Consider the following 22,221-nt stretch of genomic DNA (forward strand, 5'->3'; position numbering starts at 1 on the left):
CTAGGCGGCTCGCGCGAGAACCTCCACCAGTCGCGTCAGGGCCTGTCGCACGGCACGATCCCCGATGCGGGAAAAACCGTCCGCCATCGCCCGCCCCTCGGGCGTCGCCGCCATGGACCGCATCAGGGAAAGTTCTGGGTTTTCGGTCTCTCCCGGTCGTTCCGGGAAGAAGGCTTCGACCGGCAGGCCCAGCGCCAGGGCCAGATGATGCAGGCGGGAGGCCGAGATCCGGTTCTGGCCGCCCTCGTATTTCTGAACCTGCTGGCAACTGACGCCGATCAGTTCGCCGAGCGCGGTCTGGGACAGGCCCAGAGCCATCCGCCGAGCCGCGATACGCGCACCGACCGCCGCGTCCAGCGGCTCAGCTGCGCGGGGGGTCTTGCGGGGAGTGACGTCCGTCCTGTCCATGACGGGACCATAGCACAACCCTTCCGAGCATACAACCTTTTCGTTTCATGGCTCCAGTCGCGCGATGACAGCCGATATGCGGGCGACCTCGGCGCGATCGAGGACTTCGACCCCATCGAGAGACCCGGCGCCGCGCACATGGACTGCGTCGGCCGCCTCCCCGTCGAACAGCCGGGCCAGGAGGTCGCCATTCTTCATTTCGACGATACACCCCTGGCCGGAGCTGGGCGGGAGGCCCGGCCGCCACTCCAGAATCACGCCTGCAGCCGCCCAGGGCGAAAGGGAGTCGTCGGAGAGCCGAAGTCGCATCGCGTCGGGGGGCGGCGGAGGTTCGAAGCGACGCCCCCGCATTTGCACCTCGGGAGCGGCCAACTGTGACAGTGTCGGTTCGATCGACCCCGCCAGACGCAGGGCCAGCGCCTCGGGCGTCGAGTCCAGGGCGCCGGTCAGGCGCCGCTGCACGTCCGGACGGAACAGACCGGGTCTTCGACCGGATTCGTAAAGCCCCCAGCCCTGACTGGTCATATCCAGGCGCGCGCCCGCCTCGGCCTGGGACAGGCCGCGTTCCCGCCTCAGGGCGGCGAGAGCCTCGCCCAGACGAAGAACCTCGGGATCGGGTATGAAACGCGGCATGAGCGCGGGAGGATGGCGCCCCGTCACTCGTCTGACGAGACGGAAAGCGCGGCCTGGCGTCAGATTGTCTGCTCGACCCGCGTCACTTCGGGCACATAGTGGCGCATCATCTGCTCCACCCCCGCCTTCAAGGTCGCCGATGAGGAGGGGCAGCCCGAACAGGCGCCGCGCATCCGCAGGCTCAACACCCCGGTCGCTTCATCGAACGAGTCGAAAAGGATGTCGCCGCCGTCCTGGGCCACGGCCGGCCGGATCCGGCTGTCCAGCAGCGCCTTGATCTCGGCGACGATCTCGCTGTCGTCCTCGGCGTGGGTCTCGTCCCCGGCGTCGGCGCCCCGCATCAGGGGACGGCCCGAGACGAAATGATCCATGATGACGCCCAGGATCGGCGCCTTCATCTCCGACCAGTCCGGGCCCGCCGGCTGCCGGGTCACCGATACATAGTCCGCGCCGAAGAAGACGCCGTCGACGCCTTCGAGCTCGAACAGGGCTTCAGCCAAGGCGGACCCCTGCGGCGAGGCCGTCGCCTCGTCTATGGTGCGATACTCGACGGCGCGGGCAGGCGAGACGTCGCGACCGGGCAGGAACTTCAGCGCATTGGGATTGGGCGTGGGTTCGGTCTGGATGAACATGGCCGGGAGATGCGCTCGGTCCTTCCCGGTTGCAAGACCTAGCGCCGCTTCAGCCCACCGAGAAGGCCGCGGAGAAGTTCGCGAGTGAGGGTCGATCCCGCCGTCCGCAGCACGGACTTGGTCAAGGCCTCCATCGGGGTCTGGCGGGTGGAGACCCGGGCGCGCGGCGCGGGACGTGTCGCGCCACGGGGAGCGGATCGGGCCTTTTCCCTGATCTGTTCCTCGCCGTTCTCGTCTGATTTCGCCTGAGCTTCGGCCGCCGCAGCGCGATCCGACGCGGCATGGCGCGCCGCCAGGATTTCTTCGGCGGACTCGCGGTTCAAAGCCTGATCATAGAGGCCGCGCACGGGGCTGGCGGCCATGACGGCCATCCGTTCAGCTTCAGTCGCGGGGCCCAGTCGCGAAGCCGGAGGACGAATCCGGGTCCGCGCCACGACCGTCGGGGCCCCCTTTTCGTCGAGCACCGAGACCAGGGCTTCGCCGACGCCCAGACCCTGGATCGCCTCGGCCGTATCGAAGGCCGGATTGGCGCGGAAACTCTGCGAGGCGGCCTTCAGGCCCTTCTGCTCCGACGGCGTATAGGCGCGCAGGGCGTGCTGGATGCGGTTGCCCAGCTGGGCCAGAACGCTGTCGGGGATGTCGGCCGGATTCTGGGTGACGAAATAGACCCCCACCCCCTTGGATCGGATCAATCGCACCACCTGCTCGACCTTCTCCAGCAGGGCGCGCGGCGCGTCGTTGAACAGCAGGTGCGCCTCGTCGAAGAAGAAGACCAGACGGGGCTTTTCAGGATCGCCCACCTCCGGCAGCTGTTCGAACAATTCCGACAGCAGCCAAAGCAGGAAGGCTCCATACAGGCGCGGACTGTTCATCAGCCGGGTCGAATCCAGCACATTGACCTGTCCCCGGCCATCCAGGCCGACGCGGATCATGTCCTCCAGCTTCAGGGCGGGTTCGCCGAAGAAGGCGCCGCCGCCTTGCTGCTCGATCTGCAGCAGCGCGCGCTGGATGGCGGCGATCGAGGCCGGGGCGACATTGCCGACCTCTCGCCCGATCCGATCGGCGTTTTCTCCCACATGGACCAGAAGACTGCGCAGGTCCGCCAGGTCCAGCAACAGCAGGCCTTCCTTGTCGGCGACGTGGAAGACCACCGTCAGAACGCCTTCCTGCACCTCGTTCAGGTCCAGCATTCGCGCCATCAGCACCGGACCGATCTCGGAAACCGTGGTGCGGACGGGATGACCCTTCTGCCCGTAAAGATCCCAGAACACCGTGGGCGCGGCGCGCGGCGTGAGGGTCAGGCCCATGTCGGCGGCGCGGGCGAGCAGTTTCTCGTTCGGAGCGCCCGCCTGGGAAATGCCCGACAGGTCGCCCTTCACGTCGGCGCAGAAGACCGGCACCCCCGCATCCGAAAAGCCCTGGGCCATGATCTGCAGGGTCACCGTCTTGCCTGTGCCGGTCGCCCCGGCGACGACGCCGTGCCGGTTGGCGCGGTGGAACAGCAAGGTTTCCGGCAGGGCGGCGTCGGACTGGCCGAGGAACAGGCCGGGAAGCGCGTCGGACATGGGGGGCTCCGATTGGATGTGCGCCAGATCTAGCGCTTTCGACGCAAGGCCGGAACCGCGATTGACGCGGCCGCTGGACGCCTCGACAAGGGCAGGATGAAAAGTCCTGTCACCGTGCAGCCCTCGGCCGTAACGCGGAACGCCACCGCCCTGCTCGCCACGGTGGCGGCGGGGGCCGCAATCTACTGGCTGAGGGACATACTGACGCCCCTCGCCATGGCGATCTTTCTGCTGATCATGATCGACGGGGTGAAGCGGTCGGTGGCCGCGCGGACGCCGCTGAACGACCGCTGGGCCGGGATCGCCGCCCTGATCCTGGTGGTCCTGGCCTTCTTCGCCTCGATCGCGATCATCGTAAACGGGGCGGCGGGCTTCTTCGGCGAGGCTTCGGGCGTGTCGCAGAACATCGGCCCGCGCATCGACCAAATCATCCGCGACGCCTATGGCCTGGTCCGGCTGGACCACCCGCCGACAGCGCAAGACCTTATAAACGGCATCGACTTTCGGGGTTATCTGACCGGAATGGCCGTCCAGGCCCAGGGCATAGCTTCGGGCGCCTTCTTCGTCATGGTTTATCTCGGCTTCCTGCTGGCGTCACAGATCGGTTTTCGCCGCAAGATCGTCGCCATGTTTCCCCACAAGAGTCAGCGTGACGAGGCCGCCGCCGTCGTCAATCGGGTCCGGGGCGGGGTTGAAGGCTATATCTGGGTCCAGACCGTCACCGGCGTCATGATCTGCATCGCCGCCTGGATCCTGATGCGGGCAGTGGGCCTGCAGAACGCCGAGTTCTGGACCTTCGTGATCTTCATTGTCGGCTTCATTCCGGTGCTGGGGGGCGCGGTGGCCGGCCTGGCGCCGCCGCTGTTCGCTCTTGTGCAGTTTCCCAGCTATTGGCCGGCCCTTATCCTTCTCGTGGGGTTGCAGACGATCCTGTTCATCGTCGGCAATCTGGTCCAGCCTCGGATGCAGGGGGACAACCAGAACATAGACCCGATCGTCGTGCTGCTGTCCCTGGCCTTCTGGGGCAAGCTGTGGGGGGTGGTGGGCATGTTCCTGTCCACCCCGCTGGCAGTCATGGCGATGGCGATCCTGGCCGAATTTCACGGGTCCCGATGGATGGCGATCCTGCTGTCGGGCGATGGCGAACCCTATGCAGACGAGGAGAGGGCGAAACGCCGGTCGAACAAGCGCCTCGGTGAGGCTGGACCCGGCGAAAACGAGGCGTGAACCCCTGCGTCGCCGCGTCGCGCCAAAAGCTGCGCCTTTCTCCCTTGAACCGCGTAACCGGCTTCCCATCTGATCGTCAACGCTGCGGGACACCCCCCTCCGAACCGCGGCGAGCGAGACCGACGCACCCTCCCCTCCCCGAGCGTCGGATCGCGCAGGCCGCCGAGTTCCCCCGCTCGGCGGCCTTCTCGTTTGTGGCGCCGCACAATTTTTCCATCCTGAACACCGTTCATGAGAATCTTCGGTCGTGAGGGGCTTCCCGAGCGACCGGACCTGGCCTAGTCAGCGATGTGGCGCACCGTCGCGCGCCTCGCCCCAGCGGCCAAGGCCGCGTCGCCCGAGACTGTAGTCCATGACCGCCCTCGACCCGCGCTCCGTCGCCGTTCAGCCGATTTCTCCGGCGGCTCTAGAGGCTTCGTTCGCGCGGATTCTGGGGTCTGGCCCCGGCCCGGCTGAAAAGTCCTTTCTGGCTCAGGCGCATGAGGACTACGCCGCCGACGAGACGCCCGAACTGGACGGCGAGGACCTCGCCGCGCTTCTGGCGGCGTCCTGGCGGGCGGCGATGGACTATCCGCCGAGTTCGGCGCCCCTGATCACCGTCGGGCCCCTGGCCGGCGCCGACGGGCAGGCGCTGGACTATGACCTGGTCCGCATTATCCAGGCCGACGCGCCCTTCCTGGTCGACAGCGTCATGGGCGCCCTGGCCGAGGCGGGGGTTTCGGTCCGCGCGCTGTTCCATCCGGTGGTCGAACTTGACGACCGGAGACTGTCGGTGATCATGCTCGTCATCGACGGCGCGCCGCAGGAACGTCGTGACGCCTTGGGCGAAGGCCTGGCCGAATGCCTCGCCGACGTCCACGCCGCCGTCGCCGGCCACGAGGCGATGGCCAATCTTATGCGCCAGGCGGTGCAACGGCTGGAAACGACCCCGCCGGGCGTCGATCCGGAAATCCTGGCCGAGAACATCGCCTTCCTGAAATGGCTGAAGAGCGATCACTTCGTCTTCCTGGGCGCGCGCGACTACGACTATCCGCGCGCCGCCGACGGCGACTATCAGGCCGAGGCTCCGCTCAGCCAGTCCAGCGCCGGTCTGGGCATCCTCGCCGATCCCGATCGCACCGTGCTGCGCCGTGCGTCCGAACCCGCTGTGCTGACCCGGCAGATGCGTCGACAGCTGGATCAGAGCGAGCCGGTCACGGTGGCCAAGGCCAATGCCCGGTCGCGCGTCCATCGCCGCGCCTATATGGATTATGTCGGGGTCAAGCGTTACGGGCCGGATGGCAAGGCCACGGGCGAGACGCGGTTCGTCGGCCTGTTCACCTCGGACGCCTACGACCAGCTGGCGACCGAGACGCCGCTGATCCGTCGCAAGGTGGCCAATGTGCTGACCCGCGCGAACAAGGCGCCCGGCAGCCATAACGAGAAGCGTCTGCGCAACATTCTGGAGAATTATCCGCGCGACGAGCTGTTCCAGATCAGCGAGGATGAGCTGCTCTCGATCGCCCTGGGCATTCTGCACCTGTACGACCGGCCGCGGATCCGTCTGTTCACCCGCCAGGACCCGTTCGACCGTTTCGTCTCGGTCCTGTGCTTCATTCCCCGCGAGAAGTTCGACGCCTCGGTGCGCGAGCGGATCGGCCAGATCGTCGCCCGCGCCTGGGGCGGCCGGATCTCGGCCTGGTATCCCCAGCTGTCCGATGCGCCCCTGGTGCGGGTCCACTTCATCATCGGGGTGACGCCGGGCGATCACCCGATCCCGAACGCGGCCCAGCTGGAGCATGATGTGGCCGAGGCCGGCCGCAGCTGGGTCGAGCGGTTCGAAGGGGCGCTTCGCCGCGCCGACGTGGCGGATGTCGAGGTCGGCCCGCTGAGCACGCGCTGGGCCCGCGCCTTCGGCGCCGCCTATCGCGACCGTTACTCCGCCGACGAAGCCGCGATCGACCTTAGCGAAATGAACCGGCTGAACGCCGGCGGGCAGGTCGGCGCCGGCGAATCGGTCGTGGTGCGCGCCTTCCGCAATCCGGACGACAGCCGCCTGCAGTTCCGCTTCAAGCTCTACCGTCGCGGTCCCTCGGTTCCGCTGTCCGACGTCCTGCCGATCATGGCCGACATGGGTCTGAAGACGCTGGAGGAATACGGCTATCCGATCCGGCCCATGGGCGAGGAGGAGATCCACGTCCACGAATTCCTGATGGAGGACCCGCGGGGCGAGGATCTGGTCTTCGCCGACGTCAAGGAACCGTTCGAGCGCGCCTTCGCCGCCGTATGGAACGGTCGCACCGAGAGCGACGGCTTCAACCGGCTGGTCGTCGAACTCGGGATGGAATGGCGCGAAGCCGCCCTGATCCGCACCCTGGCCCGTTACCGCCAGCAGACCGGCCTTGATCCGTCCCAGGCGGTGCAGGAAGAGGCCCTGCGCGAATATCCCGAGGTGTCGCGAGCCCTGCTGTCGCTCTTCATGGCCAAGTTCGACGCGGCCGGCGGCGCCGTCGAGGCGCGCGAAGCGGCCGTCGCCGAACTGGACGCCAAGATCAACCGCCTGCTGCAGGACGTGAAGAGCCTGGATCACGACCGGGCCCTGCGCCGGATCGCGGCCCTGATCGGGGCGATCAAGCGGACCAACTATTTCCAGCTGGACGCCGACGGCCTGCCCAAGGCCCACATCTCCATCAAGATCGCTTCCAGAGAGCTGGAAGATCTGCCGCTGCCCAAGCCGTATCGCGAGATCTTCGTCTGGGCGCCCCACGTCGAGGGGGTTCACCTGCGCTTCGGTCCCGTCGCACGGGGCGGCCTGCGCTGGTCGGACCGTCGCGACGATTTCCGCACCGAGGTCCTGGGCCTGGTCAAGGCGCAACAGGTCAAGAACGCCGTCATCGTGCCGGTGGGCTCGAAGGGCGGCTTCTATCCGAAGCAACTGCCCCGCACGACGGACCGCGAGGCCATCCAGGGCGAGGCCATTCGCGCCTATCGCACCTTCCTGTCGGGCCTGCTGGACATCACCGACAATATCGCCGCCGACGGATCGGTGACGCGCCCGGCCCAGGTTGTGGCCTGGGAGCAGGACGACCCCTATCTGGTCGTCGCCGCCGACAAGGGGACCGCGACCTTCTCCGACATCGCCAACGGGGTGTCGGCCGCCTACGGCTTCTGGCTGGGCGACGCCTTCGCCTCGGGCGGATCGGTGGGCTACGATCACAAGGCCATGGGCATCACGGCGCGCGGCGCCTGGGAAGCGGTCAAACGCCACTTCCGCGAGATGGGCAAGGACATCCAGACCGAACCCTTCACCATGATCGGCGTCGGGGACATGTCCGGCGATGTCTTCGGCAACGGCGCCCTGCTGTCAGAGGCGACCAAGCTGATCGCCGCCTTCGACCACCGTGACATCTTCATCGACCCGGATCCCTTCCCGGCCATCAGCTGGAAGGAGCGCAAGCGACTGTTCGACCTGCCGCGCTCGTCCTGGCAGGACTATGACAAGGGCTTGATCTCAAAGGGCGGCGGCGTCTTCTCGCGGTCGGCCAAATCGATCCAGCTGACGCCCCAGATCAAGGCGGCCCTGGACATAGCCGAGGACGAGCTGGACCCCGTCAGCCTGATCCGCGCCATACTGAAGGCACCGGCGGAACTGCTGTATCTGGGCGGGATCGGCACCTATGTGAAATCGGGGGCCGAGACCGACGCCCAGGTCGGGGACAAGGGCACGGACGCCCTGCGGATCAATGCCGACGAGCTGCGAGTCAAGGTGGTGGGCGAGGGCGCCAATCTGGGCTTCACCCAGGCCGGGCGGATCGTTTTCGGTCAGGGCGGCGGACGGATCAACACGGACGCCATCGACAATTCGGCCGGGGTCGACACCTCCGACCATGAGGTCAATATCAAGATCCTGGTCGGCTCGGCCGTGACCAATGGCGTCCTGCCGGTCGAGGAGCGGACCGCGCTTCTGGCCTCCATGACCGACGAGGTCGGGCTGAAGGTCCTGGCGCACAACTACGACCAGACCCTGGCCCTGACCCTGCAGCAGGCGGAGGGTGTCGGCGCCCTCGACGCCCAGCAACGGTTCATGCAGAGCCTTTCGGCGCGCGGCAAGCTGGACCGGAAGGTCGAGGGCCTGCCCAACGACGCCCGCGTCAAGGAGATGATGGCGGCCGGCGTTCCGATGGCCCGGCCTGAACTGGCGGTCCTGACCGCCTACGCCAAGCTGGAGCTGTCTGAAGAGATCGTCGCCTCCCAGGCGCCGGAGGACCCCTTCTTCGAACAGGTCCTGGTGCGCTATTTCCCGCACGAACTGGCCCGGTTCGAACCCCAGATGAAGAGCCACCGGCTGCGGCGCGAGATCATCGCCACGGTCATGGCCAATGAGGTCGTCAACATGTGCGGCCCGACCTTCCCGGACCGGCTGCGCGGCTCGGCCGAGTGCGACACCACGGCCCTGATCATCGCCTTCGAGGCGGCGCGGCGCGTCTTCCGACTGGACGAGGCCTGGGACGCCGTATCCGCCCTGGACCTGAAGATCTCGGCCGAGGCCCAGACCGCCCTCTATCGTGAAATCGCCGTGGTGCTGCGGCGCCAGACCTTCTGGCTGGCTCGCCGCGCCAAGGCCGGCCTGTCCGTCCGGGCCCTGATCGACCGCTATCGCCCGGTCGCCGACGCCCTGCAGGACGAAGGCGCCCCGGTGCTGTCGCGCTTTGAACAGGCGTGTCTGGACGCCAGAATCAAGAAGTTCGCCGATCACGGCGCGCCGCAGGACCTGACCCGCCGCATCGCCATCATGCGCCCCCTGGTGGCCGCGTCCGATGTGGGCGACCTGGCGGCGGAGACCGGATGGCCGGTGGCCGCCATGGCGCGTCTGTACCATCAGGTCGGGGCCGCCTTCGACTTCGATCGGCTGCGCGCCGCCGCCGGCTCGATTCCCTCGGTGGACCATTTCGACCGACTGGCGGTGCGCCGGCTGATCGAGGACCTGATGAACGAACAGGCCACCTTGACCCGCGCCGTGGCCCGCGCCTCGGACGCCTCGGCCGGTGTCAGCGAAGACGCGGCGGAGACCGCCGTCGATCGGTGGATCGGATCCAAACAGAAGGTGGTCGAGGGCGTGCGCGCTTCGGTGGACGAGATCGAACAGTCCGGCGCCGGATGGACGTTCGCCAAACTGACCATAGCCAATGCGACGATCCGCGACCTGGCCAGCGCGGCGGTCGCTTCTTGAGATCCGCTCCGGGCGTTGCGCAGGTGGAGACCCGATCACGGGGGCGCGGCTTGACGAAGGCCGCGTCTCGCGGCCTCTTCGACCGTTAGAGCGAACCAAGGGGGCCGTCATGCCGAGAAAATTCCTCGTCGTCGTCGACGACAGCCCGGAGTTCGAGGCGGCGCTGCGCTTCGCCTGCCGCCGCGCCAGATCGACCGGGGGGCGGGTGGTGATGCTGCGCGTTCTGCCGTCGAACAGCGACGCCCACTGGTCCGGCGCACAAGAAGAGATCGAACGCCAGCAGCGTGAAGAGGCCGAGGCCCTGCTGAACCGTCTGGGCGAGGAGGCGCTGGAGCGATCCGGCGCCCCGCCCGTCTTCCTGATCGAGAAGGGCGAGGCCCAGGGCGCGATCAAGAAGGTCGTCGGCGAAGATCCCGACATCAAGATCCTGGTCCTGGCGGCCGGGACCGGGTCGCGGGGACCGGGCCCGCTGGTCTCGGCCATCATAAAACAGGGCGCTCAGCTGGGCGGACGCAAGCTGCCGGTCACCATCGTACCCGGCGAACTGACCGAGGCCGAAATCGAGGATCTGGCCTAAAGGCCATAGAAGGGCGCCCTGTCTGGAGGAGCGTCTCGCAGCGGCCACGAGGGCTCTAGCCCCGGCCGGCGGTCTCCAGCCGCTTGATCGGGGAAATGTCGGGAGGTCCCCTTTTCGGCGACAAAGGGCCTTGGGGGCGTCAGCCCTTGGGGACCAGCCGCCACATGTGGAGGGGATGGCGAACGGTTCCGGCCTCGGCGCCGGCGGCGTCGCCCCGGCCCATATAGAGGTCGGCGCGGACCGGGCCGCGAATGGCCGAGCCGGTGTCCAGCGCCATGGCCAGACCGCGGTAGGAGGCCGTGGCGCCGCGCAGGTTCCCGCCGTCGGCCTCCAGCCAGACCAGTTCGCCATAGCGCCAGTGGGACGGATCGACCGCAATGGCCCGGCGCTCGGTCAGGGGGATGCCCGCCGCGCCCGGCGGGTGGCCGTTGTCGTCGGGATCCAGGCGGAAGAAGATATAGCGCGGGTTCAGGGCCATCACCGCCCGGGCCTCATCTCCCCGGTGATCGGCCAGCCACTCCCGGATGGCGTCGCCGGACGTGCCGTTTTCCGGCAGCAGACCCTGGCGAGCCATTGGTCGGGCGATGCCGACGAAGGGCCGGCCGTTGTCGCCGGCATAGGCGGCGCGGCCGCGCGCGCCGTCCTCAAACGTCAGATAGCCGGAGCCCTGGATCTGCAGGAAGAACAGGTCTTCAGCTCGCATCCAGGCCAGGGCCTGGTCGGGGCGGGCGTCGGCCTCAATGGCCGCCCGGTCTCCGGCGCTGCGCGGATCGGCGGGCTTGGGCAGGACGGGGGCCGAAAACTCGGCGTCCGGGACCCGGCGGGCCGGATATTCCGGCGCGAAATAGGAGGTCAGCAGGCCCGGCGCTCCGTCGTGGGTACGGGCGGGCTCGGCGCTGAAATTGGCTTCGAAGAAGGCGCGGGCGTCGCTTGGCGTCAGGGCGGGGCCTGAGGTCATCGTCTGGGCGCGGGCGCAGACCGCCCGGCCGGCCACATCGCGCGCCGCGCCGCAACCCTCGACATAGGCCTGGAAGGCGGCGAGGTGATCCTCGTCGTTCCAGCCCGGCAGGACAGCGGGACTGAGAGCGTCGGACGCAGAGGGCCGGGGTGGTGGGGCTTCCGGCGACGGCGAGGGGACATAGGGTTTAGGCCCCCCCGTTCCCGGCGTCGCCGGAGCGGAGGGTGTCATGGGACCGGTCGAACAGGCGGCGGCCGTCAGAACCGACGCGAGAATCGGCGCCCAGCGGGCGACCTTCCCGGCCGAAGACATCAGGCGTTGGCCGGCTCGACCCGCGCCAGAACCCAGTTGGGGTCGGCCGCGCCCAGAGTGCGTTCGAAGGTCCAGTGTTCGGCCGTACGACGTTCCTCGACCACCGGCTCGCCATGGGCGGGGTCGGCGTCCTCACCCGAAATCTTGGTCACGCGACTGCGAATTTCCGCAAGGAAGCGAACCTTGGCCACCGCCTTGTCACCCTGGGCGGTGGCGCCTTCCAGATCGGCGCGAGGCGGGAAAAGGAACTCGACAGTCTCGGTTTCGCCGCGGGTCTCCCGGGCCGCGATGCCCGCGTCGAACGACGCCATGACGGTCGGCGTCAGAAGCGGCTTGAGCGCCGCCCGGTCGCCCGCAGCATAACCACGCACGATCGTCTCATAGGCTTGACGCGCGCCTTCGACGAAACGGTTCGGATCGAAGGCCGGATCGCGGGCTTTCAGTCCCGCAATCGAGGCCTGGGTCGCGGCGTCCAGCACCGGGGCTTTGGGCGCTTCAGGCGCAGCCGACGCGGAAACCGCTGGGGTCTTGGCGTCCTCCTGCGGCTGACGACCGACCCTCTTGCCCAGGACATTGTAAAGCTGGAACAGAACGAACGCCGCGATGACGGCGAAGATCACGATCTGGAATTGGACCGGAAAGGCGGGCAAGGCGGATTTCCTGATTGGCGGCGCGAAAGCAGGATGCGCCAGGGAGACGATTAGGGGCTCATATAGGACGAAGCAAGGCGGCGCGCGCCCCCTGGACGTGAGCGACGTTGCGGCCAAGCGTCTCGCCGTGGTAGTCGCGGCGCCTTATTCCGGCCCAATCGGCCCTTTTTCCCATCGAAGACGCCCATGACCGACGCCGTTCCGCCCGCCGAAACCAACCCCGCTCAGGGCGAGGCACAACCGCAGCAAGGCCAGCCGGCCGGACCTGGTTTCCGCATATTGGCTCAGTATGTCCGCGACTTCTCGTTCGAGAACCCGCGCGCGCCGGAGTCGCTGCGGATCGACGGGAAGCCCGCGATCGATCTGGGCGTCGAGATGTCGGCCCAGGGACGTCCCGACGGCCTGTTCGAACTTGATCTGAAGCTGTCGATCAAGGCGACCCACGAGAACCAGGCGGTCTTCCACGTGGAGCTGGTCTATGGCGGCCTGTTCCAGCTGGCCAATGTTCAGGAGCAGGACATCGAGCCGCTGTTGCTGATCGAATGCCCGCGCTATCTGTTCCCGTTCGCCCGCGAGATCATCTCGCGCGCCACGGCGGACGGCGGCTTCTATCCGCCCTTCATGCTGGATCCGATCGACTTCGCCGCCATCTATATCGCGCGCCAGCAGCAGATCGCCCAGCAGCCGGTCGAGACGGGCCAGGCGTAAGAACGAACGAAAACCTCCCTCCCCCTGCGGGGGAGGGGGGCGAAGGCGTAGCCGAAGCCGGGTGGGCCGGGCCGAGCAAGGCCTCACCGACCTGATTTGGATCCGTGCGCTACCGCCTGGCCGCCCCCACCCCGTCGCTACGCGACGCCCCTCCCCCGCAGGGGGAGGGAGAAAGAACCCTAGGCCGCCTCTTCCTCGACCTTGACCCCGTAGGCGTCCCACAGGGACCGGTCCTTGAGCACCTCGGCCAAGAAGGCGAGATGAGCGGCCTGTTCGTCCGGCGTTGAGCGCGGCGCTAGCGGGCGAGGGCGGGCTCCATAGGCGGCGGCCTGGATGAGGCCGGACCCATCCCGGCCCGCGACCGGGGCCGACGACAAGTCCAGAACCCGCTCCTTGCCGCCACGAAGCTCCAGATAGACCTCGGCCAGCAGACGGGCGTCGATCAAGGCGCCGTGCAAGGTCCGTTCAACCAGCGACACCTTGAACCGCTTGCACAGGGCGTCCAGCGAATTGGGCATGCCGGGAAACCGGCTCTGGGCCAGTTTCAGCGTATCGATCCAGCGCGCCTCGCCGGTAATCGGGCGGCCGCACAGCTTGTACTCATAGTCGATGAAGTTGCGGTCGAAGGCGGCGTTGTGGGCGATCATCGGCGCATCGCCGATGAATTCGATCAGATCGTCAGCGATCTCGTGGAATTTCGGAGCGTCCTTGACCTTGTCGTCGGTGATGCCGTGGACCCGGATCGCGTCGGGCGGGATCAGGCGCTCCGGGTTGACGAACCGATGGAAGGTGCGGCCGGTCGGCAGCAGGTCCTGAATCTCGATACAGCCGACCTCGATCAGCCGGTCGCCCGTCTTGGGGTCGAACCCGGTGGTCTCGGTGTCCAGAACGATCTCGCGCGCCATTGGCTCTTAATGGAGTCGTTCGTCGCTTTTCGGAAGACCGGCTTTACCGTGGCGAGGAGATATCCACGCCGGATCCAGCACCGTCTCGACTATGGCGGCGACTTCGGCGCGGGCTGGTTCGAGTCCGTGCCCCGTATCAATGACAAAATCGGCGCGGGCGCGCTTTTCCGCATCAGGCATCTGGCGGGCCAGGATGGCTTCGAGCCGCTCGCGGGTCATGCCGGGGCGGGCCAGGACGCGTTCGGCCTGAATCTCCGGATCGGCGGTGACCACGACCACCGCATCCACATGGGCGTCGCCACCGGTTTCGAACAGCAGGGGGATGTCCAGCACGGCCAGTTTCACCCCCATGGCCCGCGCCGCCGCCAGATCAGCCGCTCGGCCTCGCGTCACCAGAGGATGGACGATAGACTCCAGTCGGCGGAAGGCGGTCTCGTCCCGACCCAGGGCCTCGGCCAGACGGGTGCGGTCCACGGCCCCCTCCACGACCACGCCCGGAAAGGCGGCGCCGACCGGTTCGACCGCAGCGCCGCCGGGCGCATAGAGCCTGTGTACGGCGTCGTCGGCGTTCCAGACCACCGCGCCCAGATCGGCGAACATGGCCGCCGTGGTCGACTTGCCCATGCCGATCGAGCCGGTCAAACCCAGCAGGATCATGTCACTTCGCCCAGATGCGCCGTCAGCAGGGCGCGCAGGTCCAGCGGCGGAGGCGGGCGGCGGAACAGGGCCTGGAACGAGGGCGCCGCCTGACCGATCAGCATGGCCAGACCGTCCACGGTCGGCAGGTTCCGCGCCCGCGCCGCCGTCAGGAAGGCGGTGGCCAGAGGCTTGTAGGTCATGTCCATCATCACCGTGCCGGGGGCGACGGCGTCGAAATCCAGATCCGGCTGGACGCTGAGGGCGTTGATCACCAGGACAGCGCCGTCCAACGCCTCAGACGCGGACATGACGCGGACCGAAGGGCCCAGATCGGCGGCCAAGACCAGGGCCCGGTCAGGCGAACGATTGACGATCCGAACCTGAGCCCCCGCCTCGACCAGGGCGCCGGCCCCGGCGCGCGCCGCACCGCCCGCGCCCAGCATGACGACCGGGCGGCCAGAGAGGTTCAGGTCCGGCGCCTGTTCCTTCAGCCCCAGCATCAGGCCAAGGCCGTCCGAACTGTCGGCCGAGACCCGGCCGGCGTCGAAGGTCAGGATATTGGCGGAAGAGGTCCGCCGGGCCGCAGGGGTCGCCTGATCCGCCAGGGCGAAGGCCTGTTCCTTGAACGGCGCGGTGACGTTCAGGCCGGTGAGCAATCCAGCGCGGCCCGCCGCCACCAAAGCCTCGAAACCTGCGGGGTCGACAGGGGCGAAGGGGACATAGGCGCCGTCGATGTCGCCGGCCGCCAGCCAGGCGTTATGGATGACGGGGCTGAGGGAATGGGCCACCGGATTGCCGGCGATCCCGGCGACCAGAGCGGCGCCCGTGATGCGATGACGGCTCATGCCGGCAGCACCCCGGCGCGGCGCAGCTCGGCCAGGACCGGCCAAAGCGGCAGGCCCAGGACGGTGAAATAGTCGCCGTCGATCGCCGCGAACAGCTGCGAGCCCATGCCCTCGAGCCGATAGGAGCCGACGCACGCCAGCAGGGCCTCGCCCTCGGCGTGCAGATAGGCGTCGAGGAAGGCGTCGGAAAAGTCGCGCATCCGCATCTCGACCGTGTCCACGCCGGACCAGACGATCTGGCCCTTTACCGCCAGGGCGGCGCCGGAGTGGAGGTGGTGGGTCCGCCCGCGCATGGATTTCAGCCGCTCGCGGGCGGCGTCGAGCGACTTCGCCTTGGAAATCAGGCCGCCGTCGAAGGCCAGGGTCTGGTCCGAGCCCAGCACCCAGGCGGCTTCGTCATCGCGCGAAACGGCCAGGGCCTTGGCTTCGGCGAGGCGCACCGCGAGGGCGACGGGGTCGAGATCGGTCGAGACGGCCTTGATCGCGTCCTCGTCCACATCGGCGACGCGGACCTCGAACGGGACGCCGGCGTTTTCCAGCATGGCGCGCCGGGCGGCGCTCTTGGACGCCAGAATGAGCAGTTCGCGCTCAAATAGGCCTGAGGACGATGGCGCGGCGGAATTAGCCATTTACCAGGTTGTCCCGATCTTGTGGTTGCGGTGCTCGCTGAGCAGGTTGGTGATGGCGGCGGCCGTTTCCTCTACCGAGCGGCGGGTGACGTCGATGGTGGGCCAGCCTCTCCGGGCGAAGGCGCGTTTGGCCTTGATCGTCTCCTCGCGGACGGCGTCCTGGTCCGTATAGGCGGACGCCTGGCTGGCGTTCAGATTTTCGATACGGTTGCGGCGGATCTGGACCAGGCGGTCGGGGGAGACGGTCAGGCCGATCACCAGGGGGTTCTTCAGCTGCGTCAAACGCTCGCCATCCTCCTGGCCCGGCACCAGGGGCACGTTGGCGGCGCGGATGCCGCGGTGGGCCAGATAGATGCAGGTCGGGGTCTTCGAGGTCCGGCTGACGCCGCACAGGACGACGTCAGCCCCCTCCAGCTGGTCCAGCGAGCCCTGGCCGTCGTCATAGGCCATGGCGAAGTCCAGGGCGGCGATGCGGTTGAAATAGTCGTGGTCCAGCGCGTGCTGGGCGCCGACGCGCGTCGAGAGCGCCGCGCCCAGATAGCGGGACATGGCCCCGACGAGAGGATCAAGCGCGCCGATCTGGGGGATGTCCAGGTTTCGGCAGCCCTCTTCCAACTGTTCGCGCAAATCCCGGTCAACGAGCGTGTGCAGGACCACGCCCGGCGCGGCCTCGACCTCTTGCAGCACCCGGTCCATCTGTTTCTCCGACCGGACCAGGGCGTAGATGTGCTCGATCGGAATGACCCCGTCGAACCGGGCCGTGACCGCCTTGGCCATGGCGTTCAGGGTCTCGCCCGTCGAGTCCGACACCAGATGGACGTGGAAATAGGTCGCCAGACGCGTAGGACCGGGGCGAGCGGGGCTCATGCGATGTTCGACTCCCTGTTGAAAGACACGGTGCGCCCTGGGGACGGCGGGGGACCGTCGGGGCGCCGTTCTCCTTAACGCCTGATCGATCCGCCTGCGAGCGGGGATGAGGGTGGATGACCAAGACCGTCCGATCCCGGTTCATCCCAAGGCGGAAAACCGGTTTCGGCTTGGCTGTGGAAAATCCTAACGAGAGGTTAACGCCGGTTTACCCCGTTCACAGCCTCAGGCCCCCGCAAAACCTTTGGCGTTAAGGTTTCGTTAGGGATTGTCCACCGGTTGGATAGTCCTGTTCCAGATCCCCGATCAGCGCCGACCATGCGTGGATATCCGCTTTTGTTCCGCCGCCGCCGTCGCATTCGTCCCCGCCGTTCCCCCCCCCTATCTGCCACTTCGAATCTTTTAATTCTAAATCTGATTAGGGATTGAGAGCGGGGGGCTGTGACCTTAATCGTCCGGCATGACCGATCCGACCCAGAACGATGTTCCGACGCCCATGATGATCCGGGCTCTCCGAGGGGAGACGTTGGATCGTCCGCCGGTCTGGTTCATGCGCCAGGCGGGACGGTATCTGCCCGAGTACCGACGGCTCCGGGCCGAAGCGCCGGACTTCATCGCCTTTTGTCTGAACCCGGAGATGGCGTCCGAGGCGACGCTTCAGCCGATGCGTCGGTTCGGCTTCGACGCGGCCATCGTGTTTGCGGACATCCTGTTGATCCCGCGCGCCCTGGGCCAGGACGTCTGGTTCGAGACAGGCGAGGGGCCTCGGCTCGGCGAAATGCCTATTCCCGGCCGGATGGCGGAACTTGCGCCCGAGGCGGGCGCGCGTCTGTCGGCCGTGGGCGAGACCCTGTCGATCGTGCGTAAGGCCCTGGAGCCGGAACGCGCCCTGATCGGGTTCGCCGGCGCGCCCTGGACGGTGGCCACCTATATGCTGGACGGCGAACACCGGACCATCGGCAAGGGCGAACGCGCCCAGGCCCGGACCTACGCCTATGCCGACCCCCGTCGTGTCGACGAGACGCTGGAGGTTCTGGTCGAGGCGACGGCCCGATATCTGAAGATGCAGGCCGACGCCGGCGCCCAGGTGCTGAAGATCTTCGAGAGCTGGGCCGAGGGGCTGCCGGACGACCTGTTCGAAAGATTGGTCCTGAAGCCCCACCAGGCGCTTGTGACGCGTACGCGGGATCTGGGTGTCACCGTGCCCCTGATCGGCTTCCCACGGGGCTCTGCGGCGCTTGCAGAGCGGTATGCGCAGGAGGTTGAGGTCGACGCCGTAGCCCTGGACACTGCCTGCCCGCTGGAAGTCGGCAAACGGGTGCAGCAGATCAAGCCGATCCAGGGCGCGCTGGACCCCCTGTTGCTGCGCGCCGGGGGCGAGCTGCTGGATCGCCGGGTGGATCAGCTGATGGAGGCCTGGGGCCAGGGGCCATGGGTGTTCAACCTCGGCCATGGCATATTGCCGGACGTGCCCATCGACCATGTCGAACGGGTTCTGAAAAGGATCGGCGCCCAATGACGGAAACCCTGAAAGGCCGCCGGATCGCGGTGGTGCTGTTCAATCTGGGCGGGCCGGATGATCAGGCCTCGGTGAAGCCCTTTCTGTTCAATCTGTTCAATGATCCGGCCATCATCGGCTTGCCGGGGATTGTACGGACGCCCCTGGCCAAACTGATCTCCAGCCGGCGCGAGACCAGCGCCCAAGCCAACTACGCCCTGATGGGGGGCGGATCGCCGCTGTTGCCAGGCACCCGGCGTCAGGCCGAGGCCTTGGAGGCGGTGCTGAACGCGCGCCTGGCCGGAGACGAGGTTCGCGTCTTCATCGCCATGCGCTACTGGCATCCGCTGACGGAAGAGACGGCAGTGGATGTGGCGGCCTTCGGTCCTGACGAGGTGGTGCTGCTGCCCCTCTATCCGCAGTTCTCGACCACCACGACCCAGTCCTCGCTGAAGATCTGGAACGAGACCTATGCCGGGTCCGGCGTCAGTCGCGCGGTCTGCTGCTATCCCAGCGCCGACGGCTGGGTCGAGGCCCAGGCCCAGGCCATCGGGTCGAAGCTGGACGAGGCGGGCGAGGGGCCTGTGCTCGTGCTGTTCTCGGCCCACGGCATTCCTGAGAAACTGGTCAGCGGCAAGGGCGATCCCTATCAGGAACAGGTCGAGACGACGGTGGCCGCCGTGGTCGCTGTCATCGAACGCGACCGAGGCCCCATAGACCACGCCCTCTGTTACCAGAGCCGCGTCGGGCCGATGAAATGGCTGGGTCCGTCCACGCCCGAGGCTATCGAGCAGGCCGGTCGCGATGGGGTCGGGGTGGTCATCACCCCCATCGCCTTCGTCTCCGAACACATCGAGACCTTGGTCGAGCTGGATATAGAATACGGCGAACTGGCCCATGAAAAAGGGGTAAGTTCGTATCTGCGGGCGCCGGCCGTCGGCATCACCCCTCTGTTCATCGACGCCCTGGCCGATGCGGCCGTCGGCGCCCTGGATCGAACGGGCGTCGCCCCCTTCGGTCAGGGCTGCAAGACGGACTGGAAGGCCTGTCCGTATCGCAAAGGAAAACACGCGGCATGAACCCCTATGACCTGGCGCGCGGCCTGCATATCCTGGCGGTGATCGCTTGGATGGCGGGGCTGCTGTTCCTGCCGCGCCTCTATGCCTATGACGCGGAACAGAACGCCAAGCCCGAGCCGTTGCGCAGCGAGATGCAAGGGCTGTTACGCCTGTGGCAAACCCGGCTGCTGCGGATCATCGTCAACCCGGCCATGATCCTGGCTTTCGTTTTCGGCGGTTGGTTGCTGTGGCTGCGTAGCGGCGAGGGAGCCGACTGGAGCTTCGCGCATCAGCCATGGATGGTGACCAAGCTCGTTGGAGTCTTCCTGTTGGCCGGCTGGCACGGCTTCCTGGCCGGGCAGAGGAAGAAGATCGCGGCGGGAACCTCGAAATATTCCGGCAAGTTCTGGCGGATGACGAACGAGGTCCCGTTCGTTCTGGCCATCATCATGGTGCTGTCGGTGACGACGGAGTGGACGTTCGGGTGACGGTCGTCCTCGGGCGTTGATTGAAGCCTAACCTCGGCCGTGAGAGGTTTCGCCCATGACATGCGAACTTCTGGCTCTGCTGATGTTGGCGTCCTTTCAGTCGGAGGAGGCTGTGAGGCCCCTCTCAGAAGATGCGACTCGACCACAAGGAGAGGTGCGACGCCTCGTTGACAGCGAGGTGGCGACCTATGTCGTCAATCACGGCGTCTATCCGGCCGGGATCATGGGAGAAGTCGGAGAGGCGTTTGGCCCCGATGGAATGGCTTATGGTGGGGGACGAATCCCTCGCCGGGGAAGCTACGGAATCGATGGCGGAAAACTGTGTGTGAGATTCTATGGGCACGAGCAGTGCCGCTTTCTCTATGCCGATGAGGTTGGCGTGGTCTTTTCTTCCATATTGAATCCAGATGGGACTGAAGGGCCGATGTCTGCGCTAGACCCCAACAGGACAAGGATTCATCGCTAGGCTTTCGCTGTCAGAGTTTGGGAAGTGATAGGTTGAGGAACGCCTCCGCTTGACCTGACCTTCCGCCTGTGGTTCCGCTGGCGATGAACCGTTCGGTCCTTCCGGCGGTCCCTCTCTTTTAGCGACGCCCGCCGGTTCGACCAGCGGGAGCCCGTCGTGCTCCCCTTCGGCCTCACGGCCAGACATTTCCAGAGACCTGACGCCGTGCGGTTCCGTGCGCGCGTCCGCGAGCCTGTATCATGACCGACGTCACCAACAACGATACCCCCGAGACCGAGAATACCGAGGCCGAAGCTTCGACCCATCACGGCATCGAGCATGAGGCCGGCGAGGCGGCGGGCGCCGATTCCGGCGTGGACACCACGGCGGACGAAGACGACGACGGCGAGTCCGTGGTGCCGAACGGCCGGATCACTCTGGCCGAGCTGAACGAGAAGACGCCGGCCGACCTGGTCGCCTTCGCCGAACAGCTGGAAGTCGAGAACGCCTCGAACCTGCGCAAACAGGATCTGCTGTTCGCCATCCTGAAGGCCCTGGCCGACGAGGAAGTCGAGATCATCGCCGACGGCGTGCTGGAAATCCTGCCCGACGGCTTCGGCTTCCTGCGCAGCTCGGACGCCAACTATCTGCCCGGTCCCGACGACGTCTATGTGTCGCCGTCGCAGATCCGCCGCTTCGGCCTGCGCTCGGGCGATACGGTCCACGGCGCGGTGCGGGCGCCGCGCGAAGGCGAGCGCTATTTCGCCCTGCTGAAGGTCGACACGATCAATCTCGAAGACCCCGAGATGGTCAAGACCAAGGTCCTGTTCGACAACCTGACGCCCCTCTATCCCGAAGAGCGGCTGCACATGGAAATCCAGGATCCAACCCTGAAGGATCGTTCCGGCCGGGTTATCGACATCGTCGCGCCCCTGGGCAAGGGCCAGCGCTGCCTGATCGTGGCGCCGCCGCGCGTCGGAAAGACGGTGATGCTGCAGAACATCGCCAAGTCGATCGAGAAGAACCATCCGGAAGTCATCCTGATCGTCCTGCTGATCGACGAACGGCCGGAAGAGGTCACCGACATGCAACGGACGGTCAAGGGGGAGGTCGTGGCCTCGACCTTCGATGAACCGGCCACGCGCCACGTCGCCGTTGCCGAGATGGTGATCGAAAAGGCCAAGCGTCTAGTCGAGCACAAGAAGGACGTGGTGATCCTGCTGGACTCCATCACCCGCCTGGGCCGCGCCTATAACGCCACTGTGCCGTCGTCGGGCAAGGTGCTGACCGGCGGTGTGGACGCCAACGCCCTGCAACGGCCGAAGCGCTTCTTCGGCGCCGCGCGGAATGTGGAACAGGGCGGGTCGCTGACCATTATCGCCACGGCCCTGATCGACACCGGCAGCCGGATGGACGAGGTGATCTTCGAAGAGTTCAAGGGCACCGGCAACTCGGAAATCGTGCTGGACCGCAAGGTCGCCGACAAGCGCATCTTCCCGGCGATCGACGTGCTGAAGTCCGGCACCCGCAAGGAAGACCTGATCACGCCTAAGGATCAGCTGGCCAAGACCTATGTCCTGCGTCGCATCCTGAACCCCATGGGGCCGCAGGACGCGATCGAGTTCCTGCTGGACAAGCTGCGTCAGTCAAAGAACAATTCGGACTTCTTCCAGTCCATGAACACCTGATCCGCCGCTTGGCGGTTTCACGTGAAACAGGAGGGCGACAGGCATGAAGGTTCAGGTTGAGATCGATTGCACCCCTGCCGAGGCGCGCGCCTTTCTCGGTTTGCCTGACGTTGCGCCCCTGAATGACGCCATGGTGGCCGAGATGCAGAAGCGGATGGCGGCGAATGTCGCCGCCATGCAACCCGACGAACTGATGAAGACTTGGACGAGCTTTGGCTTACAGGCTCAGGACCAGTTCCGCAGACTGATGGAAGCGGCGGTGAAGTGAGCCGGCCGCATC

At 66.9% G+C, this 22,221-nt stretch carries 20 protein-coding genes; 9 read left to right on the plus strand and 11 right to left on the minus strand.

Annotation, left to right across the window (positions count from 1 at the left end; all coding sequences use genetic code 11):
- Genes ACVPT3_RS17025 through ACVPT3_RS17040 form a run of 4 tightly spaced genes read right to left on the minus strand, consistent with a single transcriptional unit; the run spans position 1 to position 3,238 of the window.
- Positions 1–408: a helix-turn-helix domain-containing protein gene (locus ACVPT3_RS17025; protein WP_492042015.1), complete on the minus strand. Its 408-nt coding sequence runs from the start codon at positions 406–408 to the stop codon at positions 1–3.
- 45 nt (positions 409–453) lie between these two features.
- On the minus strand, positions 454–1,041 hold the full coding sequence (locus ACVPT3_RS17030; RefSeq protein ID WP_492042016.1) for a helix-turn-helix domain-containing protein: 588 nt from the start codon (positions 1,039–1,041) through the stop codon (positions 454–456).
- 59 nt (positions 1,042–1,100) lie between these two features.
- Entirely contained in the window at positions 1,101–1,673 is a 573-nt protein-coding gene (locus ACVPT3_RS17035) for a NifU family protein (RefSeq protein WP_492042017.1), read from the minus strand.
- A gap of 38 nt (positions 1,674–1,711) precedes the next feature.
- Positions 1,712–3,238, minus strand: a complete 1,527-nt coding sequence (locus ACVPT3_RS17040; RefSeq protein ID WP_492042018.1) for a helicase HerA-like domain-containing protein — start codon at positions 3,236–3,238, stop codon at positions 1,712–1,714.
- 96 nt (positions 3,239–3,334) lie between these two features.
- On the opposite strand from ACVPT3_RS17040, the gene ACVPT3_RS17045 reads away from it, so the two are divergent.
- The 3 genes from ACVPT3_RS17045 (at position 3,335) to ACVPT3_RS17055 (ending at position 10,251) form a co-directional block, all read left to right on the plus strand.
- A complete protein-coding gene (locus ACVPT3_RS17045) occupies positions 3,335–4,465 on the plus strand; it encodes an AI-2E family transporter (protein ID WP_492042019.1) in 1,131 nt (376 codons plus the stop codon).
- Between the two features lie 352 nt (positions 4,466–4,817).
- Complete coding sequence (locus tag ACVPT3_RS17050; RefSeq protein ID WP_492042020.1) at positions 4,818–9,674, plus strand: NAD-glutamate dehydrogenase; 4,857 nt, start codon at positions 4,818–4,820, stop codon at positions 9,672–9,674.
- Between the two features lie 109 nt (positions 9,675–9,783).
- Positions 9,784–10,251, plus strand: coding sequence for a universal stress protein (locus ACVPT3_RS17055; protein WP_492042021.1), 468 nt, complete (start codon positions 9,784–9,786; stop codon positions 10,249–10,251).
- A 139-nt stretch (positions 10,252–10,390) separates the two neighbouring features.
- On the opposite strand, the gene ACVPT3_RS17060 is transcribed toward ACVPT3_RS17055, so the two are convergent.
- On the minus strand, positions 10,391–11,521 hold the full coding sequence (locus ACVPT3_RS17060; RefSeq protein WP_492042022.1) for an MltA domain-containing protein: 1,131 nt from the start codon (positions 11,519–11,521) through the stop codon (positions 10,391–10,393).
- A complete protein-coding gene (gene timA / locus ACVPT3_RS17065) occupies positions 11,521–12,171 on the minus strand; it encodes a TIM44-related membrane protein TimA (protein WP_492042023.1) in 651 nt (216 codons plus the stop codon). The genes ACVPT3_RS17060 and timA overlap by 1 nt, the downstream gene beginning before the upstream one ends.
- Before the next feature lie 186 nt (positions 12,172–12,357).
- On the opposite strand from timA, the gene secB reads away from it, so the two are divergent.
- Positions 12,358–12,879 (plus strand): protein-export chaperone SecB, encoded by a 522-nt coding sequence (secB, locus tag ACVPT3_RS17070; RefSeq protein ID WP_492042024.1) that lies wholly within the window; start codon positions 12,358–12,360, stop codon positions 12,877–12,879.
- Between the two features lie 179 nt (positions 12,880–13,058).
- Here secB and dnaQ read toward each other — a convergent pair whose 3' ends face one another.
- Genes dnaQ through ACVPT3_RS17095 form a run of 5 tightly spaced genes read right to left on the minus strand, consistent with a single transcriptional unit; the run spans position 13,059 to position 16,764 of the window.
- Positions 13,059–13,784, minus strand: coding sequence for a DNA polymerase III subunit epsilon (gene dnaQ / locus ACVPT3_RS17075; protein ID WP_492042025.1), 726 nt, complete (start codon positions 13,782–13,784; stop codon positions 13,059–13,061).
- A 6-nt stretch (positions 13,785–13,790) separates the two neighbouring features.
- Complete coding sequence (coaE, locus tag ACVPT3_RS17080) at positions 13,791–14,441, minus strand: dephospho-CoA kinase (RefSeq protein WP_492042026.1); 651 nt, start codon at positions 14,439–14,441, stop codon at positions 13,791–13,793.
- Positions 14,438–15,268, minus strand: a complete 831-nt coding sequence (locus ACVPT3_RS17085; protein WP_492042027.1) for a shikimate dehydrogenase family protein — start codon at positions 15,266–15,268, stop codon at positions 14,438–14,440. Before ACVPT3_RS17085 ends, coaE begins: the two co-directional genes overlap by 4 nt.
- Entirely contained in the window at positions 15,265–15,897 is a 633-nt protein-coding gene (locus tag ACVPT3_RS17090; RefSeq protein WP_492042028.1) for a Maf family protein, read from the minus strand. The genes ACVPT3_RS17085 and ACVPT3_RS17090 overlap by 4 nt, the downstream gene beginning before the upstream one ends.
- Entirely contained in the window at positions 15,898–16,764 is an 867-nt protein-coding gene (locus ACVPT3_RS17095; protein ID WP_492042029.1) for a pyruvate, water dikinase regulatory protein, read from the minus strand.
- Positions 16,765–17,224: 460 nt separating this feature from the next.
- On the opposite strand from ACVPT3_RS17095, the gene hemE reads away from it, so the two are divergent.
- The 5 genes from hemE to ACVPT3_RS17120 all read left to right on the plus strand — a co-directional run bounded on the left by hemE (position 17,225) and on the right by ACVPT3_RS17120 (position 22,209).
- Positions 17,225–18,283, plus strand: coding sequence for a uroporphyrinogen decarboxylase (hemE, locus tag ACVPT3_RS17100; protein WP_492042030.1), 1,059 nt, complete (start codon positions 17,225–17,227; stop codon positions 18,281–18,283).
- On the plus strand, positions 18,280–19,341 hold the full coding sequence (gene hemH, locus ACVPT3_RS17105) for a ferrochelatase (RefSeq protein ID WP_492042031.1): 1,062 nt from the start codon (positions 18,280–18,282) through the stop codon (positions 19,339–19,341). The genes hemE and hemH overlap by 4 nt, the downstream gene beginning before the upstream one ends.
- Positions 19,338–19,808: a CopD family protein gene (locus ACVPT3_RS17110; RefSeq protein ID WP_183197018.1), complete on the plus strand. Its 471-nt coding sequence runs from the start codon at positions 19,338–19,340 to the stop codon at positions 19,806–19,808. Before hemH ends, ACVPT3_RS17110 begins: the two co-directional genes overlap by 4 nt.
- 705 nt (positions 19,809–20,513) lie before the next feature.
- A complete protein-coding gene (gene rho, locus ACVPT3_RS17115; protein ID WP_492042032.1) occupies positions 20,514–21,941 on the plus strand; it encodes a transcription termination factor Rho in 1,428 nt (475 codons plus the stop codon).
- Positions 21,942–21,984: 43 nt separating this feature from the next.
- Entirely contained in the window at positions 21,985–22,209 is a 225-nt protein-coding gene (locus tag ACVPT3_RS17120) for a DUF6489 family protein (protein ID WP_492042033.1), read from the plus strand.
- The last annotated feature ends 12 nt before the right edge of the window (positions 22,210–22,221 follow it).

This window comes from Brevundimonas sp. FV1ps31S, from assembly GCF_058681265.1.